A 21033-nucleotide genomic window follows, 5' to 3' on the forward strand; every position below is an offset into this window, starting at 1 on the left:
CCACCCCGGCCCGATTCCCCTTCCGCACCACCGATCCGCCCTTCCGCACCACCGATCCGTCCTGGAGAACACCGTGAACGACGCGTCCCCGCAGCAGTACCTGGTCGTGGCCAACGACGAGGAGCAGTACTCCCTCTGGGAGGCCGGCCGGTCCGTCCCCCCGGGCTGGCACGACCAGGGCGTGGCCGGCACCAAGGAGGCGTGCCTGGAGCACATCGAGCGGGTGTGGACCGACATGCGCCCGCTGAGCCTGCGCATGAACCTGGCCGGCTGACCCGACGATCCCCGGGCACCACGCCGCTCCGGCGGTCCGCGTCGCGGACCGCCGGAGCGGTACGGCGGTGCCGGAAGGAACCCCGTATGACCGGCTCGTACCCGGGCGGCTCCGCATCGTCGCGCCGCCCCACCCCGTTGGCCGCCCTGGTGGCGGCCTCCGGAATCTCCTCGCTCGGCATGGCCGCGACCCTGGTCGCCGTGCCGTGGTTCGTCCTGCACAGCACCGGCAGCGGCACCCGGACGGGGCTCGTCGCCACGGCCGAGGTGCTGGGCCTGCTGTGTTCCGCCGTGCTCGCGGGTCCGGTGGTCGACCGGCTGCCCGTACGCGCGACGAGCGTGGGGGCGGACCTGCTGACGGCCGCGGCGATCAGCCTGATCCCGCTCCTGCACTCCTGGGACGCGCTGTCCCTGCCCGTCCTGATCGTCCTGGTCTTCCTGGTGGGGGCCGCCCGCGGGCCGTCCGACACCGCCAAGCAACTGCTGCTGCCCGATGCGATGGAACGCGCCGGGGTGACGGCGGAGCGGGCCACCGGATGCGTGGAGGGAGCCCGCCGGATCGGCATGATGGCGGGGGCGCCGCTGGCCGGTCTGCTCATCTCGACGGTCGGCCCGGTACGCACCTTGTACGCGGACATGGCGGCGATGGCGCTGTGCGCCCTGCTCGTGGCGGCCCTGGTCCCGATAATCGCGCGGGCCCGGCCGGCCGGCGGCGCGCCGGACGGCTCGTACGCCGGGGAACTGCGGTTCGGGCTGGCGCAGTTGCGCCGGGACCGGCTGCTGGGGGCGATGGTGGGGGTCCTGATGCTGACCAACGCCCTGGACGGGGCGCTCAACGGGGTCCTCTACCCGGCCTACGGAACCCAGGTGCTGCGCAGCAGCGCCCTGTTCGGGGCGATGATCACCGCCATGGGCGCGGGCGCTCTGCTCGGGGCGGCCCTGTACGGCTGGGCGGGCCACCGGATGCCGCGGCGCGCGGTCTTCGTCGGGGCGTTCGTCCTGGTCGGGGCGGTGCGCTGCGCGGCTCTGGCGGCCGAGCCGCGGGTGCCGGTGCTGCTGGCGGCGCTGGCCCTGTCCGGGATCGGGTCGGGGGTGGTGGGGCCACTGATGATGTCGGTGGCCTACGAGCGGGTGCCCGAGGAGGTGCGGGGGCGGGTGTTCGGCCTGCTGGTGGCCGCCGCGCTGGCGGCGACCCCGCTGGGGATGCTGGGTGCGGGCCTGGTCCTCGACGCCTCGGGGCTGGTGGCGGCCCTGCTGGGTACGGGAGCGCTGTACCTCGCGGTCACCCTGGCGCCGCTGGTCTTCCCGGTGTGGCGGGAGCTCGACGCCCGCGGCTCCGCCCGGACTTCGGAGCTCGCGGAGGGACCGGCCGGGAGCCGGAGCAGCTCGCCGGCCGCGCTGGTAGCCGGAATCGTGACCGAACAGGCCTAATTGGTCCGCTTTTGCGGCCCCTCACCATCGGGCCAGGCAGCTTGATGAGCTGTCGGACCCACCGCCAAAGCGCCCCGGGCACGGCAAGGTTGGTCCTGCACCGACCGGCGCGGACGGCCCACGAAGCAGTCCGCGCGCACACCAGACCGCTCGCCTTCCTGGGGATCCCATGCTCAAGCGTTTTGTCATCGCCCTGTCCGTGGCCGCCTCCGCCCTGCTGCTGCCTGCGGCCGGCGTCGCGCAGGCCGCCGACGACACCCCGGCCACGACCACCGCGACGACCGCCACCGGAGGGGAGAACAGCACCACGACCCCGCCGACGCACCAGATCGTGACGCCCGACGGCCGGGTGTTCACGGTCAACACCGGCGCGCTCGGCCAACGGGGCCGCGACACGGCCGACAGCTCCTGGGGCGGCTGACCCGGACAGCCCGTCAGGGCCTGCCGGCAAAGGGTGGAGGGAGGATCGCGTCGCGATCCTCCCTCCACCCTTTGCCTTTTCGTCCCGCTCCCCCTGGCCCGCCCGCCGTCAGCCGCCCTGGGGGCCGAGACAGACGACGGCGTACTGGGCTCCCTGCGCGTCGACGTACCGGCGCGACCAGCCTGCCGGTACGTACAGCAGCTCGCCCGGCAGCAGCCGGCACTGGAAAGACTCCGGCCGGCCGCTCTCGCCGGTGCGCATCAGCTGCCAGGTCACGGCGCCGGCGATCTGGTGGACCAAGAGGTGCTCCCGGCCTCCGGGCTGCGCGGTCCAGACGGCGTCCACGCCCCCGCCCGGGCTGGATCCGGGGGTCTCTACCCGGTCCAACCGGACGGACAGTCCGGTCAGGGCGCCCAAGTCGGCGGCGAAGCGGTCCGCCTGGGCCGGCCGCACACCGCCCTCCGCCGGGAGGGCGCCCGCGCCATCGGCATCGCCGAACGCGGGATTGTCGTACTCGGGCCAGAGCACACCCGGCGCCCGGTCCAGGTGGACCGAAAGGAACAGGACGATCTCCCGCAGGTGCGGGGTCTCCCGACCGCGGCCCGCGTCCGTCACATCCATGGCACGTCCCTCTTGCTTCGGCGACTCGGCAGCTCTCATCCCAGCAGCATGCGACACACCCGCCACCTGCGACAGACACGAGAACGCGTGACATCCGGGTCAGGAGGGTGCTAGGTCGTCTCCGCGCCCTCCGCCTCGGCCGCCTGTTCGGCTTCGGGGTCCGGGTCCAGCAGGCCGCGCGCGGCAGCCGCCACGCCCGCCTGGAAGCGGCTGCCCGCGCCGAGCTCGTGCATGATGTCGGCGATGTGGCGCCGGGCCGTGCGCAGCGACATGCCCAAGCGCCTGGCGATGGCCTCGTCCTTCAGCCCGGCCGCCAGCAGCCGGATGATCGTTTCGTGGATCTCCCGGGCCACCTCCTCCAGCCCCTGGCCCGCCGCGGCCGAGAAGGGCGAGGCCAGGTCCCAGGTCTGGTCGAAGATGCTGCACAGGTAGGCGACGGTGGAGGGCTCGCGGATCACCACGGCGCCCCAACTGCCGTCGGCGACCGGGATGAAGGCCAGCTCCCGGTCGAAGGCGATGAGCCGGCCGAACAGTTCGTGCGCCGTGCGGTACTGCGCCCCCAGGGCGGACGTGGCCGCGACGTAGGCCTGGCTCGGTCCGTTGAACCGGGCCGTGTGGTGGTAGAGGGTGCGGATCGAGATGCCCCGCTGGAGCATCGTCTCGTCCCGCCGCAGTGCCTCCTGCATCGCCTCCGGCACCCTGCTGCCGCCCCCGGGCTGTGAGCTGAGCATCTCGGTGGCGCACTTGAGCGAGGCCCGGTTCAGTGCCCCGCGCACGTCCTCCAGGCTCTCCAGGACCTCCAGCGACTCCCTCGTGGAGCGGCGGCCCAGGTAGCGCGGCAGGAAGCGCCCCAAGTCCTCACGGATGCCGCTGATCTCCCGCTGCTGGTCACGGATCCGCGCCTCCAGCGGCGCGACGAGCTGCTCGGCGGCGGTATCCGGCGCCACCGCGAAGGCGACCGACGGGTCCACCGGGCTCACGTGGAGCAGCCGCGACGCGCGTAGACGCTCCACGCTGCGCGAGACCTCCACCGGATCGAGCCCCGTGCCGGCGGCCACCGCGTCCTCGTCTACGGTGCGGTGTTCGAGCACCCAGCCGTAGACATCGATGTCAGCATCGGCGTTCTCCAGATCCGGCGCCACATCAGATTTTTGCATTGCCCTACTTTGCACTTTTCACCCCGGGTCGCTTTGCTGCAAGGCACCTTGGTGAGGTGCCCGCCCCCTGGCGCCAGGATATGCAGTGGGCAAGGCTGTTCGAGACGAACAGCGGCGGGGATCCGGCCACTTCAAGACCCGGGACGACCGAAACGGTGCGATCACGCACAGCATGATCGCACCGTCGCCCGGGGGCACCCTCCCCGTCCCCTTTCACCTTCACCATCGATCCGGAATCCGGAGCCCCACATGCTGGACAGCACCCTCACCGCCCCCCCACCGGAACTGCCCGCCCTGACCCCCCGCGAGCACGAGGTGCTCGCCTACCTCGCGCAGGGACACACGTACCGGATGATCGCCTGCCAGATGGGGTTGAGCCCGCACACGGTCGACACCTACCTGCGGCGGCTGCGCAGCAAGACCGGTTCGGTCAACCGAACCCAGCTCACCCACATCGCCTTCCGGCTCGGCTACTGAGTCTCCCGCCCGGCCGGGGCGACGGTGTCCGGATCCACGGCCTCGTCCTCGAACTCGCGCATCCGGCGCAGCGGGGAGCACAGCAGGACCAGCGGGGCCAGCGACAGGGCGGCGGCGCACAGCCACAGCGCGTCGCGCACACCCAGCAGTTCACCGAGGAACCCCGCCAACAGGCCGCTCAGCGGCAGGACGCCCCACACGAGGAAGCGCATCGTGGCGGTCATCCGGCCGAGCAGGTGCGGCGGGCAGACGGTTTGCCGGTAGGTGACCTGGCAGATGTTGTAGAGGGTGACACCTGCCGACTGGACGAACGAGCCCAGGACGAAGAGTCCGATCCTCCAGTCCTTGTCCGCGAGCGGGAGCAGGAGCCCGAACGGCATGGTCACCAAGAGGGACAGCCACGTGAGCCGGGCCGCGCCGACGGCCCGGTTCACCCGGTCCGCGACGGTCGCCGCGAGCACCGAGCCGATCGTGGCCGTCGTCAGCACCCAGCCGACGGCCGCGGGCGGCAGCCCCACGGTCCGGGTCAGGAAGAGCACCTCGATGGCCATCACCGCGCTGAGGAACAGGTTCACGGCCGCGGTGTTGAGGGCGATCAGGCGCAGGACGCGGTGGCTCAGGACGTAGTCCAGCCCCTCACGGATGTCCCGCAGCAGGTGGCGGCGGGGGGCGGGCTCCGGCTTCTCCTCGCGGACGCCGATCCGCCCCAGCAGCACCACGGAGACCAGCGAGGTGACGGCCTGGCCGGCCAGCGTCCCGGCGGCGCCGAGCAGTTGCACCAAGAAGCCGGCGATGCCGGGGCCTGCGAACTCGGCGCCCGACCGCACCGTCTCCAGCTTCGAGTTGCCCGCGGTCAGGGTGTCCTTGCCGATGAGCGTCGGCAGGTAGCTCTGGTCGGCGACGTCGCCGAACAGCCGGGCGCAGCCCAGCAGCAGGGCGACCGCGTACAGCAGCGGCATCGAGTGCAGGCCGAGCAGGTAGGCCACGGGCAGCGCCGTCAGCAGGACGGCGCGCGCCAGGTCGGCGGCCATCATCACGCGGCGCCTGCGCATCCGGTCGACCCATGCCCCGGCCGGCAGGCCCAGTACCAGGAAGGCCGCGTGTTCCGCGGCCGCCAGCAGGCCCGCCTGCATCGCCGAGGCGTCCAGGGTGAGCACCGCCATCAGCGGGAGGGCGACGTAGGTGATACTGCTGCCCAGCTCGTTGCAGATGTGCGAGGACATGAAGAGACGGAAGTCCCTGCGCTGCCGGTGCTCCACGCTGTGCACGGAATCGGTGGACTCGTCGGTGGTGACGGACACGGGTGCGTTCCTTGTATGGGTGCGGACGGGGTCCGCGGGTCGCTGGTTCATCGGAGGGCGGGCGCGGGAAGCGCCCGGGGGTCGAGCTTGCCGCCGGGGGTGCGCGGAAGCCTCTCCATCAAGGTCACGGTGGTCGGTACGAGGTACCCGGGCATTCTGGCCAGAAGGTGACGGCGCAGGGCATCCGGGGTCAGGGCGCTGCCGGGGGTGAGGGCGGCCCAGGCCGCCAGCTGCGGTCCGCCGGCCGCCGCGACGGCGCGGGCGACCACGTCGACCACGTCCGGGTGAGCGGCCACGGCCGCCTCCACCTCCTTGAGTTCGACGCGGTGGCCGCGGATCTTGACCTGGTCGTCGGCGCGCCCGAGGAAGACCAGCGGGCCGCCGGGTGCCCGGGTGACCCGGTCGCCCGTGCGGTACATGCGCGCGCCCGGGGCCCCGGCGAACGGGTCGGCGACGAAGCGCTCGGAGGTCAGCGCCGGCCGGCCGTGGTAGCCGCGGGCCAGGCAGGAGCCCGCCAGGTAGAGCTCGCCCGGGGTGCCGGGGGGCGCCTCGCGCAGCTCCTCGTCGAGGACGTAGGCGCGTACGCCCGCCAGCGGTTCGCCGAGCGGGATCAGTTCGTCGCCCGCGAAGCCGGCCAGTTCCGCCGCTCCGGGCTCGTAGGAGATGGCGGTGATCGTGGACTCGGTGAGGCCGTAGCAGCTGACCACCGGGGGGTGCCCGGCGGCCGCCCAGTTCACCAGGTCCGCGGTCCGGCCCGCGTCGCTGCCGATCACCACGCGGCGCAGCGCACCCGGCAGGGCCCGCGGGGCGCGCTCCAGGTCCTTGGCCCACTGCGTCCAGTACGGGGTGGGCAGGTTGACGACGCTGATCCGCTGCTCCGCGAGGAACGGCTCCAGTTCGGCGGGTGCGAGGACGTTGTCGGTGACGAAGACGGCCGTGCCGCCCGTGCACCAGGTGGGCAGCGCCTCCTCCAGGCTGACGTCGAAGGCGGGGGCCGCGAACTGCAGCACCGCGTCCCCGGCGGTCAGCCCGTAGCGTTCGGCCAGGGTGCGGACCTGCGCGGCGAGTCCGGCGTGGCCGACCGCCACGGGCTTGGGCAGCCCGGTGGAGCCGGAGGTGAAGAGCACGTAGGCGAGCGAGCCCGGGGCGATACAGGCGGGCGGTTCGGCCGCCGTGGCTGCGGCGGTGATCGTGGGGGCGGTGGTCGTGGCGGATGCGGTGGTCGTGGCGGCCCAGAACAGCTCGCACCCGGTCCGGCGTTGCAGCATCGCGGCCGCGTACGTGTCCGGGGCGACCGCGTGCCGGGTGCCGGCGGCGTCCAGCAGGGTGCGCAGCCGCTCGTCAGGGGCGTCGAGGTCCACGAGGAGGGCGGCCGCGCCCGCGTACCAGATGCCCAGCAGCCCCACCGCCCAGTGGATGCCCCGGCGCACCCCCAGGAGCACGGTGTCCTCCGGTCCGGCGCCGGTGGCACGCAGCTCCTCGGCCACCGCCCGGGCCCGCCGGTCGAGCTGGCGGTAGGTCAGCTCCCCCTCGGCCGCGCGGACCGCGGTGGCCTCGGGTGTGATCCCGGCCCGGTGCGCGATGCGCAGGGGCACGGGGGTGGTCTCGGTCGGGCTCATGGTGGTGGTGTCTCCTGGGGGTACGGGCGGGATGCGGGCGGCTCTTCCCGGGGGGCCGCGGCACGGCCGGGGCCGGCCGAGGCCCGTCGGGTGCGGTCGGGGCCGGTCGGGTGCGGTCGGGTGCGGTCAGGCCCCGTCGCGCGAGCGGGGGCCCAGGGCGGGGCGGGCGGGGGCGGCGGGCGCTTCGGCGGCTTCGGCCAGACGGGCGGCGATGCCCGCCGGGGTGGGCGTCTCGAAGAGGTCGCGGATGCCCAGCCGTACCCCGAGCTCGGTGCCGATGCGGCCGGTCAGCCGGGTGGCGAGGAGGGAGTGGCCGCCGTGGGCGAAGAAGTCGTCGTCCATGCCCGCCTCCTGGAGGCCGAGGACGGACGCGAAGATCTCGCAGACCGCCTTCTCCTCGGGGGTCAAGGGCAGCCGGCCGGCCGGGCGGTGCACGGTGGCCGGATCGGGAAGCGCCTTGCGGTCGAGCTTGCCGTTGACCGTCAGGGGGAAATGCGGCAGGTGCAGGAAGAGCGACGGCACCATGTAGTTGGGCAGGTTGCGGCCCAGTTCCGTGCGGACCTGCTCGGCCGTGGGCGTTCCGGTGAAGTAGCAGACGAGCCGCTGCTGGCCCGCGTGGTCCCGGTCGACGGCGACGACGGCCTCGCCCACGCCGGGCACGGCGCGCAGCGCGGTCTCCACCTCGCCGAGTTCGATGCGGTTGCCCCGGATCTTGACCTGGTGGTCCTGCCGGCCGAGGAAGTCGAGCTGGCCGTCGGCCCGCATCCGGGCGAGGTCGCCGGTGCGGTACATACGGCTGCCCGGCACGGCGCTGAAGGGGTCGGGGACGTAGCGCTCGCTGCTGCGGCGGGGGTCGCGCAGGTAGCCGGGGCCGACGCCGGTGCCGCCGATGAAGAGCTCGCCGGGCACGCCGGGCGGTACGGGAGCGAGCGCGGCGTCCAGCAGGTACAGGGTGTTGTTGCGCAGCGGGCGGCCGACGGGCAGCCGGCCGTGTTCCAGCTGGGCGTGCACGTCGGGCCCGATGAAGGCGTGGGTGTTGTCGTCGGAGCACTCGGTGAGGCCGTAGGCGTTGACGATCGCGGCCCGCGGGTGGCGCGCGTACCAGCGGGTGCACAGTTCGGGAGACAGCACCTCGCCGTTGACGACGAACCAGCGCAGCTCAGGCAGGGCCGGCGGCTGCACCCCGGTGTCCCACAGGTCGACGGCGGCGCGGACGAAGGACGGCACGGTCTCCATGACGGTGATTCCCCGGCGGGCGGCGTCGCCGAAGAGCGCGGCGGGGTCGCGGGCGGTGTCCCGGGAGACGAGGTGGACCTGCCCGCCGGTGATCAGCGGCGCGAGCATCTGCCACACGGAGATGTCGAAGGTCAGCGGTGCGTTCATCACCACGCGGTCGCCCTCGCCGAGGGCGAGGTCCTCGACCTTGGCCAGGAGGTGGTTGTTCATGCCCCGGCGGTGGACCATGGCGCCCTTGGGCTTGCCGGTGGAGCCGGAGGTGAAGCAGACGTAGGCGAGGGCATCGCGACCGCCCGCCGGCGCCGGGCGCTCGCCGGACACGGCTGTGTCGTCGACGTGGTCGGCGGAGTCGACGTGGTCGGCGGAGTCGACGTGGTCGGCGGAGTCGACGTGGTCGGCGGAGTCGACGTGGTCGGCGGAGTCGATCACGAGGACCGGCAGGCCGCCCGGGACGGCGGCGGCGATCTCCTCGGCGCGGGCGCGCTGTTCGGGTGCGGCCAGCAGCCGGCTGATCCCGCCGCTCGCGAGGAGGTCGGCGGTACGGGTGACGGGGCCCTCGGGGTCCAGGGGGATGTACGCCGCTCCGGCGCCGAGGATGGCGAGCATCGCGACGGGGACGCGGGTGGTGGGCTCGCTGAGTACGGCGACCAGGTCGCCGGGGCGCACCCCGTCGGCGAGCAGGGCGAGGGTGAGGGCGTCGGCGCGGGCGACGAGGGCCGCGTAGCTCAGCTCGCGGCCGGTGTCGTCGGTGGTGGCGACGGCCTCGGGGCGGCGCTCCGCCTGCTGCCGTACCCGCTCGACGACCTCCGCGTACCGCTCGTCGCGCGCGGTGTCGTTCCATTCGACCAGGACGCGGTGGCGTTCGGCCGGGGAGAGCAGGTCCACGGTGCCCACCGGGCACGACGGGTCGTCTGCGACGGCCTGCAGGAGCCGGGCGAGGCGTTCCAGCAGGGCCCGGGCGGTGCCCCGTTCGAAGACGTCGGGTCGGTAGTCGATCTGCAGACGCAGCCGGTCGCCGGGAATGGCGGTCAGCGAGAGCGGGTAATGGGCGGCGTCGTGGGGGTCGACTCCGGTGACCTCCAGCCCGCCCGCGCCGAGGGCGGCGAGGCCGGCCGCGTCGACCGGGTAGTTCTGGAAGGCGACGCAGGAATCGAAGAGCTCCCCGGCTCCGGCGAGCCTCTGGATCTCGACCAGACCCAGGTGGTGGTGGTCGATCAGCCGTGCCTGCTCGTCCTGGAGCCGCTCGAACAGCGCGACGAGCGGCTCCGCGGGGTCGATGCGGACCCGGACCGGCACGGTGTTGATGCACAGGCCCACGATGTCGGCGACGCCGGGCAGTTCGGGGTCACGGCCACTGACGATGGCGCCGAAAACCACGTCCTCCGAGCGGATCTGGCGGCCGAGCAGCAGCGCCCAGGCGCCCTGGAGGAGGGTTCCGGAGGTGATCCGGTGGCCGCGCGCGAGGGTGCCCAGCCGTTCGGTCAGGGATGCGGGGAGGTACGTCTCGACGCGGTCGGGCAGGACCGTGCCGGGCGGCGGGGACACGGGCGCGGTGCGGGTGCCGCCCGCGAGGCCGTCGAGCGCGCGGGTCCAGGCGTCCTGGGCGGCGACGGTGTCGCGGCTGTGGAGCCGGCCGAGGAAGGCGGAGTACGGGGTGACCGGGCCCAGGGGCGCGTCGTCGGCGTGGTGCAGGGCGAGGAGCTCGCGCACGAGGACCGGCCAGGACCAGCCGTCCATCAGGATGTGGTGGTAGGTCAGCAGCAGCCGGTGGGAGCGCGGGCCGGTGCGGATGAGGGTGAAGCGGAGCAGTGGCGGCCGGGCGAGGTCGAAGCGGGTGGCCCGGTCCTCGGCGAGGAGGGTGTCGACGGCGGCTGCGCGCCCGGTCTCGTCGAGCCCGGTCAGGTCCACCTCCTGCCAGGGGGTCCGTACGCCGCGCTGGACGACCTGGGCGGGTTCGCCGGTGGCCCGGCGCAGGAAGCCGGCGCGCAGGTTGGCGTGCCGTTCCAGGACGGTGTCGGCGGCGGCGCGCAGCCGGTCCGGGTCGAGGGGGCCGTCGAGGTCGAGGAGCAACTGGGCCACGTAGACGTCGCGTTCGTCCTCGTCGAAGAGGGCGTGGAAGAGGATGCCGTCCTGGAGCGGGGACAGCGGCAGGACGTCCTCGACCAGCGAGCGGGCGGCGGGAGGAGGGGTGGGAGCCGAGGCGGGCGCGGCGGTGGGAACGGGGGTGGACGGCGGGTGGTTCATCGTGGGGTTCCTTCTGGGGTCAGGCCGTCTGGGTGCGGCGGGCCTGGCGGACGATCGGCGGGTCCTGCGCGGCGGCGCCCGCGGCGGCCGCGGCGGGCAGGGCAGCGGCGAGTTCGGCGACGGTGGGGCCGCTGAAGAACTGGCGGATGCCGATGGCGGCTCCGCACCGCGTCCGGACCTCGGCGAGCAGCTGGGTGGCGAGCAGGGAGTGCCCGCCGAGGTCGAAGAAGCTGTCGTGGACGCCGATCCGCGGCAGGCCGAGGACCTGCTCCCAGATCGCGCACAGGGTGCGCTCCTCGTCGGTGCGCGGCTCTTGGTGGGCCCCGGCGGCTCCGGCCGTCGGGTCCGGCGCGGGCAGGGCGGCCAGGTCGGTCTTGCCGTTGGCCGTCACCGGGAAGGCGTCGAGCAGGGTCAGGGTGGTGGGCACCATGTAGTCGGGCAGCCGGGCGCGCAGGTGTGCGCGCAGTTCCGCCGGGGTGGGTGCGGTGGCTCCCCCGGCCGGGACCGCGTAGCCCGCGAGCGCGGCGCCGGCGGCCGTGTCCACGACGGTGACGGCGGCCTGGCCCACCGCCGGGTGGCCGGCCAGGGCGTGCTCGATCTCCCCCGGTTCGATGCGCAGCCCCCGGATCTTGACCTGCCGGTCGGCGCGGCCCAGGTATTCGACCTGGCCGTCGGCGTTCCAGCGGGCGAGGTCGCCGGTGCGGTACATGCGGGCGCCCGGGGGGCCGTACGGGCAGGCGACGAAGCGTTCGGCGGTCAGCGCGGGCCGGCCGAGGTAGCCCTGCGCGAGTCCGGCGCCGGCGATGTAGAGCTCGCCGGTGACGCCGGGCTCGGCGAGGCCGAGCCGTTCGTCGAGGACGTGGAGCTGCGTACCGTCGAGCGGGCGGCCGATGGGCACCGACCCGTCGGGGGCGTCCTGGCCGGGGCCCACGGCGAAGGTCGCGGCGAAGGTGGTGGTCTCGGTGGGGCCGTAGGCGTTGGTGACGGTGGTGCGGGGACAGGCCTCGCGGACCCGGCGGACCATGGACGGGGAGGCCGCCTCGCCGCCGGTCATCACCTCGCGCAGGGAACCGAGCGCGGGCAGGCAGTGGTCGGCGAGGACGTTGAAGAGGGTGGCGGTGAGGAAGGTCCCGGTGACCTCCTCCTCGGTCATCAGCCGGGCCAGCGCGTCGACGTCGAGGTCGCCGGGGGGTGCCACGACGACGAGCCCGCCGTTCAGCAGCGGCACCCACAGCTCGTAGGTGGAGGCGTCGAAGGCGTGCGGGGAACGGAAGAGGACCCGCTCGTGCGCGCCACCGCGCCAGCGCCGGTCGGTGGCCAGGGCGACGACCTCGCGGTGAGAGACGGCCACGCCCTTGGGGGCGCCGGTGGAGCCGGAGGTGTACATCAGGTAGGCGAGCGCGTCGGGATGGCCGGCCGTCGCAGCGCTTTCGGCGTCGCCTTCGGCAGGAGGCTGCGCCGGGCGCAGTACGTGGCGCACCCCCGCCGGTGCGGACCCGCCCTCCGGGACGTCGGTGACGAGGACGGCGGCCCCGGACGCGGCGATCACGGCCTCGGTACGGGCGCCGGGAGCCCGGACGTCCAGCGGCAGGTAAGCGGCTCCGGCCTTGAGGATGCCCAGGCAGGCGGCCACCAGGTCGACCGAGCGGTCCATCAGAACGGCGACGGCCTCGCCGGGGCGGACGCCGAGGGTGCGCAGCCGGCCGGCGAACAGCTCGGCCGCCGCGTCGAGTTCGGCGTACGTGGTCCCGCGGCCCGCGCAGAGCACGGCGGGCCGGTCCGGATGGGCGGCGGCCCGCTCCGCGAAGGCCTCGTGGACGGTGCGGGCGTCGGCGGCGACGGGCGCGCCCTGCCAGTGCTCGAGGAGGTCGGCCCGCTCCCCCGGCAGCAGTACGTCGAGTGCGGAGACCGGGGTCCCGGGCTCGCGGACGACGGCGCCGATCAGCTGGACGAGCCGGTCCAGCAGGCGCCGGGCCGTTGCCTCGTCGAACAGGTCGCTCGCGTACTCCAGGCCGAGGGCCAGGCCCGCGGGTGCTCCGGTGGCCGGGTCGTGGAGTTCCTCGACCTCCAGGGTGAGGTCGAACTTGGCCGTGTCGGTGCGCAGCGCCTCCGCCCGCGCGGTCAGGCCCGCGAAGGCGGGGATCTGCGGCTCGGTGCGCTGGGCGGCGACGGCGACCTGGAAGAGCGGGTGCCGGGCCGCCGAGCGGGCCGGGTTGAGGCGTTCGACCAGCGATTCGAAGGGCAGTTCCTGGTGGGCGTACGTCGCCAGGGCGGCGGTGCGCACCCGGTCGAGCACCTCCCCGAAGGTGGGGTCGCCGGAGGTGTCGGCGCGCACGATCAGGGTGTTGACGAAGAGCCCCACGAGGTCCGTGAGGGCTTCGTCGTCCCGGCCGTCGACGGGGCAGCCAAGCGGCAGGTCGGTGCCGGCGCCGAGGCGGGTGAGCAGGACCGCGAAGGCCGCCTGGACGGCCATGAACGGCGTGGCGCGGCCGCTGCGGGCCAGTGCGGCCAGACCCGCGTGGGTGGCGGCGTCGGTCCGTGCCTCCACCACCGCGCCCCGGTGGCCGGCGACGGCCGGTCGCGGCCGGTCGGCGGGCAGCGCCAGTTCGTCGGGCAGGCCGTCGAGGGCCGTCGCCCAGTGGGTGAGCAGCCGCGCGTGCAGGGAGTCGGGGTCCTGGGCCGGGCCGAGGAGTTCGCGCTGCCACAACGCGTAGTCCGGGTACTGGACGGGCAGTTCGGGCCACTCGGGCGGCCGGCCGGCCGTCCGGGCGGTGTAGGCGGCGGCGAGGTCGCGGACGAGGATGTTGACGGAGTGTCCGTCGCCCGCGATGTGGTGCAGGACCAGGAGCAGGTAGTGGTCCTCGCCCCCGTCGGTGAAGAGGTCGGCGCGCAGCGGTGGTTCGGTGCGCAGGTCGAAGGGGCGGGACGACGCCTGCGCGGCCCGCCCGGCGCGGTCGGCGGCCGGGCAGTCGGTGACGGTGAGCGCCGGGGCGGCGTCCGCCGGGTCCAGGACCCGCTGGTACGGGCGGCCCGCCTCGTCGGGGAAGACGGTGCGCAGCGCTTCGTGGCGGGCGCTGACGTCCGCGAGGGCGGCGTGCAGGGCGGCGCGGTCGAGGGCGCCGCCGAGCCGGAGCCCGACGGGGATGTGGTAGAGCGCGCCGTCGGCGCCGTCGCGGGCGTGGAACCACAATCGCTGCTGGGCGTGGGACAGAGGGATCACAGCAGGGCTCCGAGCTGGGATTCGAAGGTGTCGAGGTCGGCCTGGCTGACCCGGGTGAGGGACACGTCGGAGGGGGTCAGGCCGCCGGCGTCCGGGCGTGCGGCATGGGTGACGACGGCGCGCAGCATGGTGAACCACTCCTGGGCGAGGTCGTGGACCCACGGGCCCTCAAGGGCGTCGCCCGCCCAGGTCCAGGTGGCGCTGAGGGTGAGGCCGTCGGGGCCCTCGTGGGCGGCCGCGTTCACCTCGACGGCGTGCGCCATCGGAAGTCCCTCGTCGGCGTCGTCGAGGGCGAAGGCGTGCCCGGGGGCGGCGTCCCACGGCGCGTCGCCGCCCATCGGGAACCGGCCGAGGTAGTTGAACCCGATCTGGGGAATGCCCCGCGCGGCGAGGTCCCCTCCCGTGTGGGAGTTGAGGTGGCGCAGCAGGCCGAAGCCGATGCCCTTGTCCGGTACGGCGCGCAGCTCCTCCTTGACGAGGCGCAGGGCGGCTCCGATCGCCGGTCCGCCGGCCCGGGCCTCTTCGAGGTCGGGGCTGCCGAGGGCGAGGCGGACGGGGAAGACGGTGGTGAACCAGCCGACGGTGCGGGACAGGTCCGTTCCGTCGGCGATGTCCTCCCGGCCGTGCCCCTCGACGTCGACGAGGACGACTCCTTCCTCGTCCGGTCCGTCCGGTCCGTCCGCGCCGTCGGCGCCGCGCCGGCCGAGGACGGCCAGGGCGAGGGCGGTCAGCAGGACGTCGTTGACGGTGCCGTTGACGAGGCCGGGCGCGGTGGTGAGCAGGGGACCCGTCACGTCCGGGCCGAGGGTGAGGGTGAGCGTGTGCTCCGGGCTCTCGGGGTCGAGGCCGCCGGGCGCGCGGACCCCGGCGAGGGCGTGCGGGGCCTCGCGCAGGGCCGCCGCCCAGCGGTCGGCCTCGGCTGTCCGGCGGCCGGAGGTGGCTTCCGCGCGCAGCAGGTCGGCCCAGTGCACGAAGGGGGTGTGCGCCGGTTCCAGGACCGGCTCGCGGCCCGCGGCGAGGGCCGCCGCGCAGGTCCGCAGGTCGTCCTGGAGGATGCGCCAGGAGACTCCGTCGACGACCAGGTGGTGGACGACGAGCGCGAGGCGTCCCTGCTGTCCGGCTCCCCGGTCCATCAGGACGGCGCGCAGCATCCGGCCGTCGCGGGGCGAGAGCTGCCGCCGCGCCGCCCGCATCCGCTCCCGGGTCAGGGCGGGCAGTTCCGCGTCGCCCGCTCCTCGGGCGTCCACGTGGTCGAACAGGTCCGCCGCGGTGACGGAGCCCGCGGGGGGTACGACCGGCTCGGCGCCGGTCGCGGCGATCCCGTCGGGCAGCCGCAGCCGGAGCATCTCGTGGGTGTCGAGGAGGGCCTGTACGGTGCGTTGGGCGTCGGCCGCCCCGAAGCCCGGCGGGGTGCGCACCACGAGCGATTGGTTGTACGTGGCGACGGGACCGCCGAGTTCGGCGAGCCAGCCCATGATGGGGGTGGGGGTCAGCGGGCCCAGCCGGCGCGGGGGCACGGCCGGGCCCGCGGCGGCCCGTACCAGGCCGTGGGCGCGGGCGGTGGCGGCGAGCGCGGTCACGCTCTCGGCGCGGAGCACGTCACGGGTGGTGAGGACGAGGCCGGCCGCGCGGGCGCGGCTGACGACCTGGATCGCCTGGATGCTGTCTCCGCCCAGCCCGGTGAAGCTGTGGCCCGCGTCGACCTCGCCGTGGCCGAGCACGTCGGCGAAGAGGGTGCGCAGGGTCCGTAGGGGGTCGGTCCCGGCGGGCGGCTCGGTGCGGTGGGCGGGCTCAGCCACGGGGCGTGTTTCCGGCGAGGGCGGCCACCAGGGAGGCGGGGCGCATGTCGGTCCAGACGCGCTCGACGTGGTCCAGGCAGGCCTGGCGGCCGTCGGGGCCGTGCACCACGTTCCAGCCGGCCGGGACGGGGTTGGCGGCGGGCCACAGGGAGTGCTGGAGCTCGTCGTTGCGGACGACGACGTAGGAGGCGTTGTCGTTCTCGAAGGGGTTGCTCACGGCGGTTCGCCTTTCGGTTCGGGTGCGCGCGTACGGGGCGTACGGCGCCTCGTGGGAGGAACGGTGGTGGTGGATCAGGAGCGGGGCGCGGCCTCGATGTCGAGGCGGATCAGGGCGCGTGCCGCGTCGAGGGCCGCGTGCACGCCTTCGGGCTCCCCGTGGCGGGCGATCACGTGCCCGAGCCGGTCGGAGGCGTTGCGGGGGCTGCGCACGGGCGTGCCGGGGGCGGCGGTGACCAGCACCGACTCGACCCCGTCGACGGCTTCGGCGGCCCGGGTGCCGTGGGCGGCGGTGAGGATGCCGTCGGTGTCGGCGAGGAGGAACTGGATGCCGGCGTGGCCGGCGTCCTCGGCCTTCACGTGCGGGGGCAGTCCGAGTGCGGCGCGGAGCTGCTCGCCGAGGAGGTCGACCCCGGTGGCGAGCCGGATCAGTTCGGGGATCATGCCGCCGGCCGGGCGGGGGTTGATCTCGATGAGGGCGGGTCCGTCGGCGGTCAGTTTGACCTCGGTGTGGGTGGCTCCCAGCCGGATCCCGGCCGCGTCCAGGGCCGCCGTCACCGTCTCGGTGATCCGCCGCGCGGTGGTGGCGGGCAGCGGGGCGGGGAAGAGGTGGCGGTGTTCGACGAAGTACGGGGTCGCGGTCACCGACTTGGCGGTGATGCCGACGCACTCAGCCTGCCCGTCCCGGCTGAACATCTCGACGCTGTACTCGGGGGCCTCCAGGTACTCCTCGACGAGGACGGTGCGTGCGGTGGGCATGCCCCGCACGTTGGTGTCGGTGGCGAGGATCCGCTCGATCTGGGCGCGGGCCTCGTCCTCGTCGGCGCAGAGCAGGACGTTCGTGGAGCCCGAGTCGTCGGCCGGCTTGACCACGCAGGGCAGTCCGGTGAGCGTGACGGCGGCCGCGGCTCCGTCCGGCTCGCGGACCAGGGCGTAGCGGGGCTGGCGGACGCCCGCGGCCCGCAGCCTCTCGCGCAGGGCCGACTTGTCGCGGCAGAGGGCCACCGCCTCGGGCGGGTTGCCGGGCAGGCCGAGCCACTGGGCGATCCGGGCGGCGGCCGGTACGTAGAAGTCGCTGGTGGTGGTGACGCCTGCGATCTCCTCGCGGCGGAAGCGTTCCTGTACGGCGGCGCGCAGGGCGGCGTCGGAGTTGGTGTCGCAGCGCACCACCTCGGCGCCGGTGTCCGCGAGTCCCCGGTAGCGGTCCGGGTCGCCGGTCAGCAGGACGGGTACGGTGCCCAGTTCGCGGGCCCGCTCCAGCGCCAGCATGCCAGTGCCGGTGGTGTTGGACTCCACGAACAGCAGGTGCCGGCGGAGCCCGGCGGGCGGGGCGTAGGCGCGGGTGGACCAGGTGCGGACGGTCCCGTCGGGGCCGAGGGCGGCCGGTGCGGTGGCGGTGGGCACCTCGCGCAGCCTGTTCGCGTCCCAGTGCTCGTCGTTGTAGACGGTGTCGGCGTAGCGGTCGCCGCGGTCGGGCAGGATGCCGACGATCCGGGTGCCGGGTTCGGCGCGCTCGGCGAGGCCGGTGAGGACCCGGTAGACGGAGCCCGAGGTGTTGCCGCCGAAGATCTGCTGTTCGCGGGCGAGGTCCCAGGTGGCGGCGAAGGCCTCGTGGTCGTTGAGCCAGTGCACCTCGTCGACGAGGGTGCGGTCCAGGTTCTTGGGCAGCAGGCTGTTGCCCAGGCCGCTCTGCAGGCGCTGCGGTACGTCGGGCTGGCCGAAGAGCGCGCTGCCCACGCAGTCGACGCCGACGACGTGCAGCCCGGGCAGCGTGGCGCGCAGGGCGCGGGCGGTTCCGCAGAGGGAGCCGCCGCTGCCCACGGCACCGACGAGGGTGTCGAACCGGCCGAGGTCTTCGAGGAGTTCACCGGCAAGGGTGCGGTAGGCGCCGGGGTTGTCGGGGTTGGTGTACTGCTGCGGCCAGAAGGCGCCGGGCAGTTCGTCGAGCAGCTCCGCGAGCCGCTCCAGACGGGCGCTCTGCCAGCCGTGGCTGGTCATGGCCCCGACGATGTGCACCCGGCAGCCCAGGGCGCGGAGTTTGGCGAGGGTGACGGGGTCGATGCGCGGGTCGGTGACGATGTGGACCTCGTGGCCCAGGGAGCGGCCGACGAGGGCGACGCCGAGGGCCATGGTGCCCGAGGAACTCTCGATGACGGGGTCGCCCGGCTTCAGGGTGCCCAGCCGCCGGGCCTCCAGCAGGATGTTGCGGGCGACGCGGTCCTTCATCGCGAAGAGGTTCTGCAGTTCCAGCTTGGCGTAGACCTCCACGCCGCGGGCCTCGCCCAGGCGGAGCCGGACCAGGGGGGTGGCCCCGATCGCGTCCGTCACGGTGTCGAACAGCATGCTCAGATCTCCAGCTCGGTGGGGTGGACGGGCGCGGCCGTCGGGCTCCAGCTGTCGCCGCCGCCCAGGGAGCGGTGGACGGACGTCTCTCCGCCGAGGGCGGCGCAGCCGGCCCGTATGTGCTCGGTCTTGCCGGCGAGGGCGGGGTCGCCCGCCTCCAGGAGGACGCCGAGCATGGTGCCGCTGTGGGCGAGCACCAGGCCCAGGCCGTCGACCTCGCGGCACAGGGCGTGCAGGTGCGCGAACCCGGCGCGCCGGCGGCGGTGGGCGTTCATCTCCGCGCTGCGGGTGGCGACGGCGCCGACCTCCTGGAGGTCGGAGCAGGCCACGGCCGCGGTGAGCCGGTCCAGCAGGAGCGTGTACTCCGCGCGGTCCGTGGAGTCGATGGCCCGGGCGGCCCGGTTGTGCGCGACGGTGTCCACCTGCCCGCCCTCGTCGTGGGCGACGACGGTGAGCGGGGGGAGCACGCCGAGGCGGCGGCCGAGGCGCACCTCGCGGTGGTGGAAGGCGACGATCTCGTCGTACATGACCCCGTCGGCCGGTTCGATGCCGCGCAGGAAGTCCTCCGTCTCGGCCGGGGTGAAGGCGCGGCCGTGGGCGGCGCCGACGGCACGTACGGTCGCGACGAGGTCGGCGGAAGAGCTGGCGAGGCCCTTGCCCTCGGGCAGGTCGCCGACCACCTCCAGCAGGCCGCCGTCCGTGCTGCCGAGGGCGGCCAGGACGGCTTCGGCGACCCGGCGGGACTTGGCCTTGTGCGCCGGCCGCACCTGGACGCCCGGCCGGCCGGGCACGGGGTGGAAGACGGCGGTGGCCCAGCGTGCCAGCGGGAAGGTGACCAGGAAGTCTCCCTGCGGGTGGGACAGGGCGCCCTGGAGCAGTTCGCCGAAGGTGCCGAAGGCGCTGCCGGATCCGGCGGGGGCGGTGGAGATCGCCCCGGCGGTATCAGTGCGCGCGCCGTACGCGGGTGCGGGTGCCATCGCCGTCCTCCTGCTCCTCGGTCTCGGTGGCGGTGCCCGTGCCGGTGGCGGTGGCAGTGCCCGTGCCCGTGCCCGTGGCAGTGGCGGTGGCCGTGCCGGTCGCGCCGTACAGGGCCCGGTCGCCCTCCTCGGCGCCCGCCCGCATCGCGGCCGCGCGCCGTTCCCACTCGGCGGCGAGCCCTTCGTACGTCTCCTGCTGGGTGCGCAGGACGGCGCGTACGGCCTCGGGGCGGGCCGAACCGGCGGACACCATGCGCTCCAGGCCCCGGTCGACGTCGAAGGCCTCGGCGAGGAGCCGGGCGGGGTCGCTGAGGGTGATGCCGTGTCCGGCGGCCGCCTCGGCCAGCAGGGCGGGCTCGCCCGGGGCGGGAGCGGCGCCCGCCGTCGCGGCGAGCACGACGTACTTGCCGGCGACGACCTGCGCGGTGCGCCAGGGTACCCCTTCGGTGAGGCACAGGGCGTTGGCGAGGCTGAAGCCGCCGAGGAACTCGCGTGCGCACACCTGGCGCATGCGGTCGGCGCGGAAGGTGAGCCGGCGCAGCACCTCGGTGAGGAGGCGGACGGTGCCGTGGGCCGAGTCGAAGGCGTTCAGCAGGTGGGTGCCGGCCTCCTTGGAGACCTCGACGAGGTTGCAGAAGGGGGTGTTGCGCTGGCCCAGGAGCACGTCGAAGTGGAAGGCCGTCAGGTGGGCGGTGCGTCCGCGGATCCGCTCCAGGACGGGGTAGTTCTTCTTCTGCGGCATGGCGGAGGAGATGCCGGACAGTTCGTCGGGCAGTTCGATGAAGCCGTACTCGCTGCCGCCCCAGGTGAGCAGGTCCGTGGTGAAGCGGCTCAGAGCGGTACCCAGGAGGCTGAGCTCCGCGGTCAGTTCGGCGCTCCAGCGGCGCGAGGCCACGGCGGTCAGGGCGTGGGGCTGCGGCCGGGAGAACCCGAGCAGCCGAGCCATCCGGTCGCGGTCCCAGGGCAGTTCCTGGCCGGCCATGGCACCGGCGCCCAGCGGGGAGGCGTCGATGCCGTCGTAGGCGTTCAGCAGCCGGGCGTGGGTGTGCAGCAGGTGCTCGGATAGCGCGGCGAGGTGGAAGCCGGGGGTGATGATCTGGGCGGCCTGGAAGTGGGTGTAGCCCGGCATGGGCAGGTTACAGGTCTTCTCGGCCAACCGGTTGACGACGGAGCCGAGTTCGTGGAGGGCTGCGGCGAACCGGGTGAGCTGGTCGCGTCCGTACATCACTTGGGCGCAGGCCTGGAGGTCGTTGCGGCTGCGGTCGGCGTGCCAGGCGACGACCGGGTGGGGCAGGCCCGCCTCGACGTGCCGTTCGAGGGCGAAGGCGATGTCCGACATGTTGGCGCCGGGCTGCGCACTGAGGGTGTCGGGGCCGACGGAGTCCAGCAGGGCCGCGATCCGGCGGGCCTCCTCGGCGGTGATCAGGTCCATGCGGACGTACTCGGCGGCCAGGGTCTTCTCGATGGCGACGTAGTGGCGCAGCAGGTGGCGGGACTCGAATGCGAACTGCGGGGCGAGCACTTCGTCGTGGAGGAGTTCCGCGGGGCCGCCGCGGATGCGGCCGCTCAGTTCGGGGGCGGTGGGCCCCGGAGTATCGCTCGTCACGTGGTGTTTCCGTTCCTGTTCTGGTGCGGGGCGCGAGGTGCGTCGGCGCATGCCTCGTCGGCGTGCGGCGCGCGAGGGCGCGGCACGGGCCG

General features: G+C 74.4%; 15 protein-coding genes. 4 read left to right on the forward strand and 11 right to left on the reverse strand.

The genetic code is table 11. The features are described 5' to 3' along the window. The first annotated feature begins 73 nt into the window (after positions 1-73). From OG435_RS00890 to OG435_RS00900, 3 genes are all read left to right on the forward strand, one after another. On the forward strand, positions 74-274 hold the full coding sequence (locus OG435_RS00890) for an MbtH family protein (protein WP_266874790.1): 201 nt from the start codon (positions 74-76) through the stop codon (positions 272-274). Positions 275-360: 86 nt separating this feature from the next. Next, entirely contained in the window at positions 361-1704 is a 1344-nt protein-coding gene (locus tag OG435_RS00895) for an MFS transporter (protein ID WP_266874791.1), read from the forward strand. Between the two features lie 169 nt (positions 1705-1873). Beyond that, a complete protein-coding gene (locus tag OG435_RS00900) occupies positions 1874-2125 on the forward strand; it encodes a hypothetical protein (protein WP_266874792.1) in 252 nt (83 codons plus the stop codon). A 108-nt stretch (positions 2126-2233) separates the two neighbouring features. Here the strand turns inward: OG435_RS00900 and OG435_RS00905 are convergent, their stop codons facing one another. Together OG435_RS00905 and OG435_RS00910 are read right to left on the reverse strand one after the other, a co-directional pair. Next, positions 2234-2746 carry a hypothetical protein gene (locus tag OG435_RS00905; protein ID WP_266874793.1) on the reverse strand — a complete coding sequence of 171 codons (513 nt, stop codon included), beginning with the start codon at positions 2744-2746 and terminating at the stop codon, positions 2234-2236. Positions 2747-2856: 110 nt separating this feature from the next. Then, positions 2857-3903 (reverse strand): helix-turn-helix transcriptional regulator, encoded by a 1047-nt coding sequence (locus OG435_RS00910; protein WP_266874794.1) that lies wholly within the window; start codon positions 3901-3903, stop codon positions 2857-2859. A 249-nt stretch (positions 3904-4152) separates the two neighbouring features. Here OG435_RS00910 and OG435_RS00915 point away from each other — a divergent pair, with 249 nt between their 5' ends. Next, positions 4153-4380, forward strand: a complete 228-nt coding sequence (locus OG435_RS00915; protein WP_266874795.1) for a response regulator transcription factor — start codon at positions 4153-4155, stop codon at positions 4378-4380. On the opposite strand, the gene OG435_RS00920 is transcribed toward OG435_RS00915, so the two are convergent. The 9 genes from OG435_RS00920 to OG435_RS00960 all read right to left on the reverse strand — a co-directional run bounded on the left by OG435_RS00920 (position 4374) and on the right by OG435_RS00960 (position 20941). Beyond that, positions 4374-5681 carry an MFS transporter gene (locus OG435_RS00920; protein ID WP_266874796.1) on the reverse strand — a complete coding sequence of 436 codons (1308 nt, stop codon included), beginning with the start codon at positions 5679-5681 and terminating at the stop codon, positions 4374-4376. The genes OG435_RS00915 and OG435_RS00920 overlap by 7 nt on opposite strands. Before the next feature lie 47 nt (positions 5682-5728). Next, complete coding sequence (locus OG435_RS00925; protein WP_266874797.1) at positions 5729-7300, reverse strand: amino acid adenylation domain-containing protein; 1572 nt, start codon at positions 7298-7300, stop codon at positions 5729-5731. 126 nt (positions 7301-7426) lie between these two features. After that, positions 7427-10780 carry a non-ribosomal peptide synthetase gene (locus OG435_RS00930; protein ID WP_266874798.1) on the reverse strand — a complete coding sequence of 1118 codons (3354 nt, stop codon included), beginning with the start codon at positions 10778-10780 and terminating at the stop codon, positions 7427-7429. A 19-nt stretch (positions 10781-10799) separates the two neighbouring features. Then, entirely contained in the window at positions 10800-14000 is a 3201-nt protein-coding gene (locus OG435_RS00935; protein WP_266874799.1) for a non-ribosomal peptide synthetase, read from the reverse strand. Next, on the reverse strand, positions 13997-15799 hold the full coding sequence (locus OG435_RS00940) for a condensation domain-containing protein (protein WP_266874800.1): 1803 nt from the start codon (positions 15797-15799) through the stop codon (positions 13997-13999). Before OG435_RS00940 ends, OG435_RS00935 begins: the two co-directional genes overlap by 4 nt. Beyond that, positions 15792-16016, reverse strand: coding sequence for an MbtH family protein (locus tag OG435_RS00945; protein ID WP_266874801.1), 225 nt, complete (start codon positions 16014-16016; stop codon positions 15792-15794). The genes OG435_RS00940 and OG435_RS00945 overlap by 8 nt, the downstream gene beginning before the upstream one ends. A gap of 74 nt (positions 16017-16090) precedes the next feature. Next, the gene (locus OG435_RS00950) at positions 16091-18358 is read right to left on the reverse strand and encodes a pyridoxal-phosphate dependent enzyme (protein WP_266874802.1); all 2268 of its coding nucleotides are present in this window, start codon (positions 18356-18358) and stop codon (positions 16091-16093) included. Positions 18359-18360: 2 nt separating this feature from the next. Then, positions 18361-19335, reverse strand: a complete 975-nt coding sequence (locus OG435_RS00955) for a kinase (RefSeq protein WP_266874803.1) — start codon at positions 19333-19335, stop codon at positions 18361-18363. After that, positions 19301-20941 (reverse strand): argininosuccinate lyase, encoded by a 1641-nt coding sequence (locus OG435_RS00960; protein ID WP_266874804.1) that lies wholly within the window; start codon positions 20939-20941, stop codon positions 19301-19303. The genes OG435_RS00955 and OG435_RS00960 overlap by 35 nt, the downstream gene beginning before the upstream one ends. Positions 20942-21033 lie beyond the last annotated feature (92 nt).

Origin of the sequence: Streptomyces sp. NBC_01264 (assembly GCF_026340675.1) — a bacterium.
Classification (GTDB): Bacteria; Actinomycetota; Actinomycetes; order Streptomycetales; family Streptomycetaceae; genus Streptomyces.